Raw genomic sequence first — 12,939 nt, 5'->3', positions numbered from 1 at the left:
ATAGAACGATTGGTTGCGAATAAACGGAATTAACCGCTGTCCTGCACGGGCTGAAATCTAGCATTCGGCTCGAGAAAAATTCACATGAATTTTCTAGTCTCGATGACCTAGCCGTGATGAGATTTCTGGGGGACCGGAGGGGGAGCGCCGAGGTTATGTCGTGCCCAGTTGACAGCCTGGAGGCGGTTATGCACATCGATTTTCTTGAATATATTATAAAGATGTGACTTGACGGTATGTTCGCTGACAAAGAGGCGATCGGCGATTTCCATGTTGGAAGCACCCGATCCCAGCAGGCCGATGATCTCGAGTTCGCGTTGTGTCAGGCCACAGGCCGGTCGATAGGCGTTGATCTGGTGGCGCCGGTAGAACTCCAGCATTCGGCCCATCAGGGAGCGCGACATCCATAGCTGCCCTTCCTGCAGGGTGCGCAGTCCTTTGCAGATGAGTGGCAGGCTGTCGTCACGGTAGAAGATTCCCCTGACATGCATGCAGGACAATATCTCGACGGCATGGTCCTCATCCCTGAGATTGAAGCTTGCCAGGGAGGTCTCAGGCCGCTCTGCGACATGGGATTGCCAGGCCTGCATCGCGGCGTCGTCCATATGGTCGGCATCAAGCAGGATGAGGGTTTCCTCATTGTCCGCTTTGGGTTTGCGCGTACTGGAAGGTGTCAGGATGGATACCTGGCAGTCGAGCTGCTGGCGCAGGTAGTCAGCGAACAGCTGAGACTGGGGCGTATTTTCTGTGACCAGCTGTATTAGCCGATTATTGCTTTTCATAACCAGACCTCGACGAAATATCTGACATGCTCGCCCCTTATTCCTTACGAGTAATGGGATCAGAGTAAGGCCTTATCCAGTCTCGTTCGCATTGTAATATAATGTAACTAATTAATGGCTATAAGGAATCTTGTTTATTATTCTTTTTTGTCATTGAAGAATCTTGGTTTTTAATCAATGAGTTGGAGGTTTCTCGTCTCCCAGGCCTGTGTTTGCCGTCATTGAGTATGAGAAAAATCAGTCTAATGGCTCGTCGCTGACGTGGTTCGACTAAGTTGTTGACTCATATGTAGGGCGTGGATCGGCTGAGGGTCTTCGTGTTTCATTCGCTTCGGGGGGCGCTTAGAATGCCGCCGCAACGATAGTGACCAATCGAGATGATGAAATGACGACAACTGTTGTGCTGGCCAGCGGCAATGCCGGCAAGCTGCGCGAATTCGGCCAGCTGCTCGCGCCCTTGGGCATGGACGTTCGCCCTCAGTCGGACTTCGACGTGACGGAGGTCGAGGAGACCGGGCTGACCTTCGTCGAGAATGCCCTGCTCAAGGCGCGCGAGGCGAGCCGCATCAGTGGCTTGCCGGCCATGGCGGATGACTCGGGGCTGGCCGTGGATGCGCTTCAGGGACGTCCGGGCATCTATTCCGCGCGCTTCTCCGGCGAGCCCAAGGACGACGCTCGTAACAACGCTTACCTGCTCGAGTCCCTGGCGGATGTTCCGGCAGGGCAACGGACGGCCCGCTACTGGTGCGTGCTGGTGCTGCTCCGTCACGCGGAGGACCCGGTGCCGCTGATCGTGCAGCAGAGCTGGGACGGCGAGATTCTCACCGAGGCTCGCGGCGAAGGTGGCTTCGGCTACGATCCGCTGTTCTGGGTGCCGGAATCCGGCAAGACCGCCGCCGAACTCTCATCCGACGAGAAGAACCGTCTGAGCCATCGGGGGCGCGCCCTGCAGGCCCTGGTGGCGCAGCTCGACGGCGAGTCATTCTCCTCATGAGCCATTCACTGCCGCCCCTGGCGCTTTATATCCACGTGCCCTGGTGCGTGCGCAAGTGCCCCTACTGCGACTTCAACTCCCACGGTGTCGGGGCCGGAGCCAGCCTGCCCGAGGAGGCCTATCTGGCGGCGCTGATCGCCGACCTGGACGCCGATCTTCCGCTGGCGGCGGGGCGGGATCTGGTCAGCATCTTCATCGGCGGCGGCACGCCAAGCCTGATGTCGGCCGGCTTCTACCGCCGTCTGCTCGAGGCGGTTTCATCTCGCCTGCCCTTCGCCGACGATATCGAGATCACCCTGGAGGCCAATCCGGGGACCGTGGAGCGAGGCCGCTTCGCCGGCTATCGCGCCGCGGGCATCAACCGGCTGTCGATCGGCGTGCAGAGCTTTCAGGACGCACAGCTGTCCGCGCTGGGCCGCATCCACAGCGGTGAAGAGGCCCGACTGGCCGTTGCCGAGGCCCGCGAGGCCGGGTTCGATAACCTCAACCTGGACCTGATGCATGGCCTGCCGGGCCAGACGCCGGCGCTGGCCCTCGATGACCTGGATCAGGCTCTGGCGCTCGCGCCCGAGCACATGTCCTGGTACCAGCTCACCCTCGAGCCCAACACCGAGTTTCACTCGCGCCCGCCCGAGCTGCCCGAGGAGGAGGCCCTCTGGGACATCCAGGAGCTCGGGCACGAGCGCCTGGAAGCCGCCGGCTTCGCGCGCTACGAGATTTCCGCCTATGCCCAGCCAGGCCGCCCGGCGCGCCACAATCTCAACTACTGGCGATTCGGCGACTATCTGGGCATCGGGGCCGGCGCCCATGGCAAGCTGAGCGCTCACGACGATGACGGCTTTCACGTCGAGCGTCGCTGGAAGACCCGCCAGCCCGAGGCCTACCTGCGCCGGCATGATGACCCGCGCGGCTTCGTGGCCGGTCGCGAGCCGATTTCGTCCGAGGAGCTGCCGCTCGAGTTTGCCATGAACGCGCTGCGTCTCGTCGAGGGCGTGCCGCTGTCGACCTGGTCGGCCCATACCGGCCGGCCGGTGGGTCGGCTGCAGGCAAGTCTCGAAGCGGCGAGGAAAAAAGGACTTCTGGTGGAAGATGGCGAAAGGCTTCAAGCCTCCCCCCAGGGTCTATTATTCTTGAACGAGCTGCTGGCCCTGATCGACGCCTGAAAGAAGGTCCTGGTGAATCCCTTGGTAACCTGGGAAGAGAGGGGCCGGCCGGAATGCCATTCGTCAACACGGAGTCGACGACGCTATGACCAAGACCGTTCGCATGATCGCGCCGCTCGCGGCCGCCGCCCTGCTGGTGGGCTGCACCACGACCAACCCGAACACCGGTGAGACCCAGCGCAGCCAGACCGGCACCGGCGCCACCATCGGCGCGGTGGTCGGTGCCGCCGCCGGTGCGCTCAGCGGCGACGGCAGCACCAGTCGTCGCGACCGCGCGCTGATCGGCGCCGCCGTGGGGGCCGCCGCCGGTGGCGGCATCGGCGCCTACATGGACAAGCAGGAAGAGCAACTGCGCCAGAGCATGGAAGGCACCGGCATCGGTGTCGAACGTCAGGGCAACGACATCATTCTCAACATGCCCAGCAGCGTGACCTTCGGCTTCGATTCCAGCGAGCTGACCATGCAGGCGCGCAACGCGCTGAACGATGTCTCCTCGGTGCTGACCCAGTACCCCGAGACACGTGTCAACATCGCCGGCCACACCGACAGTACCGGAGACGCCAGCTACAACCAGCGTCTCTCCGAGCGTCGTGCCCAGGCGGTCGGCAGCTACCTCTCGCAAAGCGGTGTGGCTTCCAACCGTCTCTACATGAACGGCTACGGCGAGAACCAGCCGGTGGCCAGCAACGAGACCGAAGCCGGCCGTGCTCAGAACCGTCGCGTGGAGATCACCCTGACGCCCATGTCCCAGGGCTGATCGGGTTCCCACGCTTGCCGGGCCCGCCCCTGTCAGGGGCGGGCCCTTTTCTTTCCCATGACATGACCACCGCCATGCTTTCCTATCAGCACGCCTACCATGCGGGCAATTTCGCCGACGTTCACAAGCATCTGATGCTTTACGCCGTCGCCGATCACTTGTTACGTAAAAAATCATCTATTACGTATATCGATACTCACGCCGGTCGCGGGCTCTATCCGCTGGCCGCCGCCGAGACGGCACGGCTGCAGGAATACCAGCAGGGCGTGGCCAGGGCGTGGGCGAAAAGGACGGGGCTGTCGAAGGCCTCCTCGCTGCTGGGCGACTGGCTGGCGGCGGTGGGCGAGGTCCAGCAGGGCGGCGGGCTTGACCACTATCCCGGTTCGCCCTGGTGGCTGTCGCATCGCCTGCGCGAGCAGGACCGGCTGCGGCTGTTCGAGCTGCACCCGGGCGAGCACGGCCACCTGGCCGACCAGGCCTTGCCGGAGGCGGTGAAGCGCATCCAGGGCGATGGCCTGGTTGGGCTGCTGAAGGCGCTACCGGTGAAGACGCCGCGGCTGTGCGTGCTGATCGATCCCAGCTACGAGCGCAAGGCGGAATACGACGAGGTGGCCGACACCGTGCTGTCGGCCATGCGCAAGGCGCGCCACGCCGTGGTCATGATCTGGTATCCGATGCTGCCCGCCGGACGCCATCAGGCGCTGCTGGAAGGCCTTCGCGACGGCGGCCTGCGCAAGATCTGGCGCAGCGAACTGACGCTGGGCGACCCCGGTGAGGGCCATGGCATGTACGGCAGCGGCATGCTGGTCGTGAACCCGCCCTGGGGCCTCGATGAGCGCATCCATGAGGCCATGGCGGCACTGCTGCCGCTGTGGGGGCCCACCGCCCGCCATCGCGGTGACTGGTGGGTGGGCGAGTAGGAAAGGGCTCAGGAAAGTCTCTACGGCTCGACGCAGAGGCACCTGATGCCTTGCTCGCCGCCATTTATCGCGAAGATCTTACCCGGCGGGGTGATGGATAGCCGGTGCGGGCGCCGATTGCTGCGCCCTATTTGCCGATACAGAAACTGCCGAAGATCTCACCCAGCAGATCGTCGGCACTGAACTCGCCGGTGATCTCGCCCAGCGCTTGCTGGGCGTCGCGCAGGTCCTCTGCAAGCAGTTCGCCGGCGCCGTAGCCGGCCAGCTGGGCCTCGCCGTTGACGAGCGCCTGCTCGGCGCGATCCAGGGCGTCCAGATGGCGTCGCCGGGCCGAGAAGCGGCCCTCGGTGGTGGCCGAGAAGCCCATCACCGCCTTGAGATGCTCCTTGAGGTTATCCACACCCTCACCGGTCTTCGCCGACAGCCGCACTACCGGCGTGGCTGTGGACAAGTCGAGTCCCGGCGTTTCCTGGCTGGTATCGACCTTGTTGCGCACCAGCGTCAGCCGCGACGGATCGGCCAGGCGCTCGACGAATTCCGGCCAGATCGCCATCGGGTCGAGGGCATCCGTGGTGGCGGCATCGACCATCAGCAGCACCCGGTCGGCCTTCTCGATCTCGCTCCAGGCCCGGGCCACGCCGATCTGTTCCACCGCGTCCGGCGTGTCGCGCAGGCCGGCGGTATCGATCACGTGCAGCGGCATGCCGTCCAGATGGATGTGCTCGCGCAGCACGTCCCGGGTGGTGCCCTCGATATCGGTGACGATGGCGGTCTCCTGCTCGGTAAGGGCATTGAGCAGGCTGGACTTGCCGGCATTGGGACGCCCGGCGATCACCACGCTCATGCCCTCGCGCATCAGCGCGCCCTGGGCCGCCGCCGCTCGCACCTCACCGAGTTCGCCGCGGACCTCGGCCAGCTTGGCGGCCACGTGGCCGTCGGCCAGGAAGTCGATCTCCTCCTCGGGGAAATCGATGGCCGCCTCGACGTACATGCGCAGCTCGATCAGGCGCTGCACCAGCCCCTCGACCCGCCGCGAGAACTCGCCCTGCAGCGAACGCAGGGCGTTCTCGGCGGCGCCCCGGGAGCTGGCCTCGATCAGGTCGGCGATGGCCTCGGCCTGGGCCAGGTCGAGCTTGTCGTTGAGGAAGGCGCGCTCGGAGAACTCGCCGGGGCGGGCCAGGCGGGCGCCGAGCCGCACGCAGCGCTCCAGCAGCAGGTCCATGAGCACCGGGCCGCCGTGGCCCTGGAGCTCCAGCACGTCCTCGCCGGTGAAGGAGTTCGGGCCCTCGAAGAACAGCGCGATGCCCTCGTCGATCATGCCCTGGTCGCCCCTGAACGGCCCGTAGAGGGCGAAGCGCGGGGCAGGGCAGTGCCCCAGCAGGCTGCTGGCGATCGACCGGCAGGCAGGCCCTGAGACGCGAATGATGCCGACGCCGCCGCGCCCCGGGGGCGTGGCCAGGGCGGCGATGGTGTCCTGGGAATAGAGGCTTTCGGCCATCGGTGGCTCCTCGGTGAGACGTGGCTATTGTCCGGTGACGGCCCCGCAAACGCCAGACCCCCGCCGAAGCGGGGGTCTGGAGCGGGAGGGAAGACCTGTGACGGGGAACCGTTACTTGGTCTTCATGCCCTTGCCGACGTTGGGGTCGGCCTCGATCTTGCGCGTGATGAAGTACTGCTGGGCGATCGAGGTGATGTTGTTCACCACCCAGTAGATCACCAGGCCGGCCGGGAACCACAGGAAGAAGAAGGTGAAGACCACCGGCAACAGCTTCATGATCTTCGCCTGGGTCGGGTCCGGCGGCGTCGGGTTGAGCAGCTGCTGCACGAACATCGAGGCGCCCATCAGGATCGGCAGCACGAAGAACGGATCCTTCACCGACAGATCCTGGATCCAGAACATGAAGGGCGCGTGGCGCAGCTCCACGGACTCGAGCAGCATCCAGTACAGGGCGATGAACACCGGCATCTGTACCAGGATCGGCAGGCAGCCGCCCAGAGGATTGATCTTCTCCTTCTGGTAGAACTTCATCATCTCCTGGGACATCTTCTGGCGATCGTCGCCGTACTGCTCCTTGAGCCGCTGCATCTCCGGGCCGAGCTTGCGCATCCGGGCCATGGACTTGTAGGCCTTGGCGGAGAGCGGGAGCAGGGCGGCCTTGACCAGCAGGGTCAGGATGACGATCGACCAGCCCCAGTTGCCGATCACGTTCTGGATGTGATCCAGCAGCCAGAACAGCGGGTTGGCGATGAACCACAGCCAGCCGAAGTCGACGGTCAGTTCCAGGTGCGGGGCCACGGCCTCGAGGCGCTCCTGGATCTTGGGGCCCATGTAGAGGGTGGCGCCCAGGGTGGCGGAGCCGCCCGCGGCCACGTTCTCGGTCGCGCCGGCGAAGGCGGCCACGTTGCGGTTCTGGGAGTCGGTGGTGGCGTAGTAGAGGTTCTGCTGGTCCTGGGGCGGGGCCCAGGCGGAGGTGAAGTAGTGCTGGATCATGGCGACCCAGCCGCCTTCGACGTCGCGGTTCTCGAAGCTGCCTTTCTTGATCTCGTCGAAGTCGACCTTCAGGTACCTGTCGTCCGGCGTCGAGTAGGCGGCGCCCAGATAGGAACTCATGCCCATCTTGGGCCCGGTCGACGGGTCGGCGCTGTCGTCGCGGACCAGCTGACCGATGAAGCGCGCGGTGAGCGGCGTCTCGCTCTGGTTGTCCAGCAGGTAGTCGACCTTCACCGCGTAGCTGTCGCGATCGAAGGTGAAGCGCTTGATGACGTCCACGCCGTCGACGCTGGCGGAGAGATCCACCTGCAGCGCGTCTTCGCCCTCGGTGAGACGGTATTCGGTCTGTTCGGAAGCGAAGGTCAGGCGGCCCTGGTGACCTTCCAGCTGCAGGCCGGAGCGGGCCACGTAGCTGCGCGTCTGGTCGTTGGACAGCAGCACGAAGGGCTGTCCGGAATCGAGCGCGAACTGGTGCTGGGGCAGGGCGGCGTAGACGATGTCGCCGCCCTGCGGATCGATGCGCACGTCCAGCACGTCGGTGGAGACGGCCACCAGGTCACGGCTGTTGCCGGACGGTGCCTGACCGGGAATGTTGCCGGCCATGTCGTCGGGTGCCGTGTTCCGGGTCGGTACCGAGAGGTCGTCACCGCCGGCGTCCGGGGAAGAGGACGTCGGATTCTCGCTGGTGATGGTCGGGGCCTGGGGGGCGGTGGCCACCTGACCGTAATCCTGATTCCACTGCACGACGATCAGGTAGGCGAGGACCGCCAGGGGAATCAGCAGTAGTAGTCGTTTTACATCCATGAGGGGTCTGCTCGATGGGTGGTGAACAATCCGGTGGCGCGATGCCGCTCGCCGGCCCGACATACGCGAAAGCCTGCCGGGGGCAGGCTAGCGTTGGCTCGCCGAGCGTCCCTTGGGAACGCGACGAGGTCAAGCGGGATGGCGTCTGGCGTGATCACGCGCATGCAGGCTCCGGGCGGTGCCAACAGCGACGGGCAGTCGGCGTCATCGACGCTCTGCCTCAGGTGAGTCGCTCGTGGCCGCCTTGTTCGCTTCGCGTTCCAGACGTTTCCACATGCCGTGCAGCTGACGGTGGACGGTGGCGTTGTCCAGATCCTGAACGCCGCGTCTGGCGAGCAGCACGATATCCACAGCGGGAAGTCGGTGTTGGCGAAGACGAATGGAGTCGCGCGCGATGCGCTTGAGGCGGTTGCGGTCGACGGCCCGACGCACGTTCTTCTTGCTGAAGATCAGTCCGAGGCGGGGATGCCCCAGATCATTGGGGGAGGCCAAGGCCATCAATCCCTTGCCATGGACCTTGAAGGCAGCGGTGTCGAAGACGCGTCGGTAGTCCCCGGCAGTCAGCAGGCGCAGCTGCCGGGGAAAGCCCTGACTGGACACGCGAGGTCCGCGATCAGGCGCTCAGGCGCTTGCGGCCCTTGGCGCGACGACGCGCCAGGACGGCACGACCGTTCTTGGTGGCCATGCGAGCACGGAAACCATGCGCGCGCTTGCGCTTGAGAACGCTAGGTTGAAATGTGCGTTTCATAACTCGTTATTCCCACGTGGTTTTTGGAACAAATCGGCGATTCAGAGGCGCCCGGGTTCCGGTGGGGAATCCGGGTAGATTCGGCTCAGGACCGGAAATTGTAGTGATATCGGGCCTCGGGCGCAATTTTTCCTTGCGACTTTTCGACGGGTCGTTCTCTCGTGAGCCCTGATGGATCCACTATCATTACTAGTATGGGTTTTCTATTACACCCTGTGATTATTGGTGGGGAAAAGATTTGTGGATAACTAATATATTGCCTTTCTCATCAATACGCTGTGGGTATCATAATCGTGTGGACACCCCGTTGGCGATCGGCGGGTAACCGGTGGATGAAGGGTGGATGGAATCGCGAGTCATCCACAGGGCCACTCAAGTGCTCAGATTCCTCGCAGGATCTTCCTACCTCCCCGGGCAGGTTTTCCACAGCGATGTCCGCAGGCGTCATCCATGTGGATAACCTGCGGGTGGCACGATACAATATTCGGTCGTTCTTCAACCGAATGGTGAGGTCGCGTGTCGCTCGCTCTCTGGCAACAATGTCTGGATACCCTGCAGGACGAACTGAGTTCCCAGCAGTTCAACACCTGGATTCGCCCCTTGCAGGCGGAGGAAGGGGAGGCCAACCAGCTGCGGCTGCTGGCCCCCAACCGCTTCGTGCGCGACTGGGTCAGTGACAAGTACGCCAAGCGGATCAGCGAACTCATGCGCGAACTGTCGCCGGCCAAGCCGCCCAAGGTGGTGGTGACCGTGGGCAGCCGCCGTGCCGCGTCGCCGGCACCGCAGACCCGCGAACTGGGTGACCCGGTCTCCGCCGCGCCTCGCGCCCCGGCGGTGCAGACGCCACCGCGTGGCGACGTGGCCGACGAGAGCGAGATCGACCAGCTGCGCGACGAGGGAGCGGAGGCGCCCCGCCGGCCTGGCAGCGAGCGCCAGGTACAGGTGGAAGGCAGCCTCAAGCACAACAGCGGCCTGAATCCGAGCTTCACCTTCGAGACCTTCGTCGAGGGCAAGTCCAACCAGCTGGCCCGGGCCGCCTCCCGCCAGGTCTCGGAAAATCCCGGCGGCGCCTACAACCCGCTGTTCCTCTATGGCGGCGTCGGCCTCGGCAAGACCCACCTGATGCATGCCGTCGGCAATGCCCTGGCCGGTCGACGCGAGAACGCGCGGGTGGTCTATCTGCACTCCGAGCGCTTCGTCGCCGACATGGTCAAGGCGCTGCAGCTCAATGCGATCAACGACTTCAAGCGCTTCTATCGCAGCGTCGATGCGCTGCTGATCGATGACATCCAGTTCTTCGCCGGCAAGGAGCGCTCCCAGGAGGAGTTCTTCCACACCTTCAACGCCCTGCTGGAGGGCGGCCAGCAGATGATCCTGACCTCGGACCGCTATCCCAAGGAGATCAGCGGCGTCGAGGAGCGCCTCAAATCGCGCTTCGGCTGGGGTCTGACGGTGGCCATCGAGCCGCCGGAGCTCGAGACCCGGGTGGCGATCCTGATGAAGAAGGCCGACCAGGCCAAGGTCGATCTGCCCCATGACGCTGCCTTCTTCATCGCCCAGAAGATCCGCTCCAACGTCCGCGAGCTGGAGGGCGCCCTGAAGAAGGTCATCGCCGACTCCCACTTCATGGGGCGGCCGATCACCCAGGACTTCATCCGCGAATCGCTCAAGGATCTGCTGGCCCTGCAGGACAAGCAGGTCGGGGTCGACAACATCCAGCGCACCGTCGCCGAGTACTACAAGATCAAGCTCGCCGATCTGCTCTCCAAGCGGCGTTCACGCTCGGTGGCACGCCCCCGCCAGGTCGCCATGGCCCTGGCCAAGGAGCTGACCAACCACAGCCTGCCGGAGATCGGCGATGCCTTCGGCGGGCGCGACCACACCACCGTGCTGCATGCCTGCCGCAAGGTGCAGGCGCTTCAGGAAGAGAACGCGGACATCCGCGAGGACTACAAGAATCTGCTGCGTCTGCTGACCAGCTGATTGCCCGAATGCGAAGGGCCGGGCCCGGCCTCAATTCCTCCAGGACAAGAGAAGTGGAGTCGACATGAAATTTTCCATCTCCCGTGAAGCGCTGCTGCGCCCGCTGGCGCTGGTCGCCGGCGTGGTGGAGCGTCGCCAGACCCTGCCGGTGCTGTCTAACGTGCTGATCCAGGTCGAGCAGGACCAGGTCTCGCTGACCGGCACCGACCTCGAGGTCGAGCTGATCGGGCGGACCGTGGCCAGCCAGGTCGAGCAGCCGGGCGGCATCACCGTGCCGGCGCGCAAGCTGATGGACATCTGCAAGTCGCTGCCGGACCAGTCCGAGATCCAGCTGTCGCTGGAAGAGGGGCGCGCGGTGCTGCGTAGCGGCCGCTCGCGCTTCACCCTCTCGACCCTGCCGGTGGCCGAATTCCCGAGCATCGAGGACGGCCAGAGCAGCGTCGAGCTGAGCCTGCCGCGCGGCACGCTCAAGCACCTCATCGACTCCACCTCCTTCGCCATGGCGCAGCAGGACGTGCGCTACTACCTCAACGGCATGCTGCTGGAGTTCGCCAGCAACCTGGTGCGCGCGGTGTCCACCGACGGCCACCGCCTGGCGGTCTGCTCGCGCCCGGCCGAGATCCAGGTCGAGCCGTCGCAGAAGCTGATCGTGCCGCGCAAGGGCATTCTCGAGCTGGTACGCCTGCTCGACGACAGCGACGAGCCGGTCAGCCTGACCCTCGGCGCCACCCATATCCGCGCCCACACCGGCGACTTCACCTTCACCTCCAAGCTGGTGGACGGCAAGTTCCCCGACTACGAGCGCGTGGTGCCGCGCAACGGCGACAAGGTGTTCATCGCCGAGCGCTCCGAGCTGCGTCAGGTACTGTCGCGTACCGCTATCCTCTCCAACGAGAAGTATCGCGGCGTGCGCCTCAACCTGGAGGAGGGCAACCTGCGGGTCATGGCCAATAACCCCGAGCAGGAAGAGGCCGAGGAGAACGTGGCCATCGAATACTCCGGGCCGGCCATGGAGATCGGCTTCAACGTCGGCTACCTGGTGGACGTGCTCAACGTGCTCGACCAGGAGCGGGTGCAGATGACCCTGGCCGATCCCAACAGCAGTGCGCTGATGGAAGAGACGGGCGGCGGCGACGCCCTCTACGTCGTCATGCCCATGCGTCTCTGACGGGATGCCCCTCGATCGTCTCGCCTTCCAGGGCCTGCGCAACCTGCAGGCCCTGGAGCTCACGCCCGGGCCGGGGATCAATCTCTTCGCGGGCGCCAACGGCAGCGGCAAGACCAGCCTGCTCGAGGGCATCCACGTGCTGGGCATGGGGCGTTCGTTTCGCACGCGCCGCTTGCCCAATGCCATCGCCCACGATGCCGAGAGCCTGACCCTCCACGCCCGCCTGGCGGGCGATCCCCCGGTGCCGCTCGGCGTCCGCCGCCGGCGCGATGCCGAGGAACTCGAGCTGCGGCTGGGCGGCGAGCGCCTGGACCGCCTCTCGGGGCTGGTCGAGGTGCTGCCGCTGCAGCTGATCAATCCCGACGCCTTCCGCCTGCTCGAGGGCTCGCCGGCTGGTCGCCGCGAGTTTCTCGACTGGGGCGTGTTTCACGTGAAACATGATTTCCTCGACGCCTGGCGGCGCTATCGTCGCGCCCTCAAGCATCGGAATGCCCTGCTCAGGCATGGTAGAATGCACGATGCTTCACTGGATGCCTGGGAGCAGGAACTGGTGCTGTGGGGCGAGCGACTGGACACCCTGCGCCGTGACTGGATGGCGGACTTTCAGCCGGTGTTCAGCGAGACCCTGGCCGGGTTGATCGAGCTGCCGGGCTTGACCCTGCGCTATTCGCGGGGCTGGGACCGCAAGCGCTCCCTGGCCGAGGTGCTGCAGCAGGGGCGGGACACCGATCGCCAGATGGGGTTCACGCAGCAGGGGCCGCAGCGGGCCGACCTGGGTATTCGCCTCGGCCGACGGCCGGCCGTGGAGGTGCTTTCACGGGGCCAGCAGAAACTGGTGGTGAGCGCCTTGAAGCTGGCCCAGGGGCGTCTGCTGGAGCAGGCCACGGGCCAGTCCTGCGTCTATCTGATCGACGATCTTCCCGCCGAGCTGGACGAAGCGCACCGCCGGGTCTTCTGCGCCTGGCTGGAGGAGATGCGCTGCCAGGCTTTCATCACCAGTGTCGACCCGGAGGCGCTGGCCGGCGCCTGGGATTCGCGGACGCCGGTGGCGATGTTTCACGTGAAACGCACCGAATCGGGGCAGGGGCAGCTGCTGCCAACGGACAGACAGACTTCATGACGGAGTAGT

At 64.8% G+C, this 12,939-nt stretch carries 12 protein-coding genes; 7 read left to right on the top strand and 5 right to left on the bottom strand.

The window, feature by feature from the left end; all coding sequences use genetic code 11:
* Window positions 1–107 precede the first annotated feature (107 nt).
* Window positions 108–782 (bottom strand): LuxR C-terminal-related transcriptional regulator, encoded by a 675-nt coding sequence (locus tag CVH10_RS06205; RefSeq protein WP_035594550.1) that lies wholly within the window; start codon window positions 780–782, stop codon window positions 108–110.
* A 385-nt stretch (window positions 783–1,167) separates the two neighbouring features.
* Here CVH10_RS06205 and CVH10_RS06200 point away from each other — a divergent pair, with 385 nt between their 5' ends.
* The 4 genes from CVH10_RS06200 (at window position 1,168) to CVH10_RS06185 (ending at window position 4,616) form a co-directional block, all read left to right on the top strand.
* Window positions 1,168–1,776 (top strand): XTP/dITP diphosphatase, encoded by a 609-nt coding sequence (locus CVH10_RS06200; RefSeq protein WP_106488129.1) that lies wholly within the window; start codon window positions 1,168–1,170, stop codon window positions 1,774–1,776.
* A complete protein-coding gene (gene hemW, locus CVH10_RS06195; RefSeq protein ID WP_106488128.1) occupies window positions 1,773–2,939 on the top strand; it encodes a radical SAM family heme chaperone HemW in 1,167 nt (388 codons plus the stop codon). The genes CVH10_RS06200 and hemW overlap by 4 nt, the downstream gene beginning before the upstream one ends.
* A gap of 85 nt (window positions 2,940–3,024) precedes the next feature.
* Window positions 3,025–3,696, top strand: coding sequence for an OmpA family protein (locus CVH10_RS06190; RefSeq protein WP_035594558.1), 672 nt, complete (start codon window positions 3,025–3,027; stop codon window positions 3,694–3,696).
* Window positions 3,697–3,770: 74 nt separating this feature from the next.
* Complete coding sequence (locus tag CVH10_RS06185; RefSeq protein WP_106488210.1) at window positions 3,771–4,616, top strand: 23S rRNA (adenine(2030)-N(6))-methyltransferase RlmJ; 846 nt, start codon at window positions 3,771–3,773, stop codon at window positions 4,614–4,616.
* Between the two features lie 127 nt (window positions 4,617–4,743).
* On the opposite strand, the gene mnmE is transcribed toward CVH10_RS06185, so the two are convergent.
* The 4 genes from mnmE to rpmH form a co-directional block, all read right to left on the bottom strand.
* Window positions 4,744–6,114: a tRNA uridine-5-carboxymethylaminomethyl(34) synthesis GTPase MnmE gene (gene mnmE, locus CVH10_RS06180; protein WP_106488127.1), complete on the bottom strand. Its 1,371-nt coding sequence runs from the start codon at window positions 6,112–6,114 to the stop codon at window positions 4,744–4,746.
* Window positions 6,115–6,225: 111 nt separating this feature from the next.
* Window positions 6,226–7,911: a membrane protein insertase YidC gene (gene yidC / locus CVH10_RS06175; RefSeq protein WP_035594564.1), complete on the bottom strand. Its 1,686-nt coding sequence runs from the start codon at window positions 7,909–7,911 to the stop codon at window positions 6,226–6,228.
* 204 nt (window positions 7,912–8,115) lie between these two features.
* Entirely contained in the window at window positions 8,116–8,511 is a 396-nt protein-coding gene (gene rnpA / locus CVH10_RS06170) for a ribonuclease P protein component (RefSeq protein ID WP_081945803.1), read from the bottom strand.
* Between the two features lie 13 nt (window positions 8,512–8,524).
* Complete coding sequence (gene rpmH / locus CVH10_RS06165; RefSeq protein WP_008959105.1) at window positions 8,525–8,659, bottom strand: 50S ribosomal protein L34; 135 nt, start codon at window positions 8,657–8,659, stop codon at window positions 8,525–8,527.
* Between the two features lie 516 nt (window positions 8,660–9,175).
* Between rpmH and dnaA the strand changes: the two genes are divergently transcribed.
* The 3 genes from dnaA (at window position 9,176) to recF (ending at window position 12,930) form a co-directional block, all read left to right on the top strand.
* A complete protein-coding gene (gene dnaA, locus CVH10_RS06160; protein WP_035594567.1) occupies window positions 9,176–10,642 on the top strand; it encodes a chromosomal replication initiator protein DnaA in 1,467 nt (488 codons plus the stop codon).
* A gap of 64 nt (window positions 10,643–10,706) precedes the next feature.
* Window positions 10,707–11,810, top strand: a complete 1,104-nt coding sequence (dnaN, locus tag CVH10_RS06155) for a DNA polymerase III subunit beta (protein WP_035594570.1) — start codon at window positions 10,707–10,709, stop codon at window positions 11,808–11,810.
* Between the two features lie 4 nt (window positions 11,811–11,814).
* On the top strand, window positions 11,815–12,930 hold the full coding sequence (gene recF, locus CVH10_RS06150; protein WP_106488126.1) for a DNA replication/repair protein RecF: 1,116 nt from the start codon (window positions 11,815–11,817) through the stop codon (window positions 12,928–12,930).
* Window positions 12,931–12,939 lie beyond the last annotated feature (9 nt).

This window comes from Halomonas sp. ND22Bw (genome assembly GCF_003011945.1).
Classification (GTDB): Bacteria; Pseudomonadota; Gammaproteobacteria; order Pseudomonadales; family Halomonadaceae; genus Halomonas; species Halomonas halophila.
This window is presented reverse-complemented; position numbering and strand designations above follow the sequence as displayed.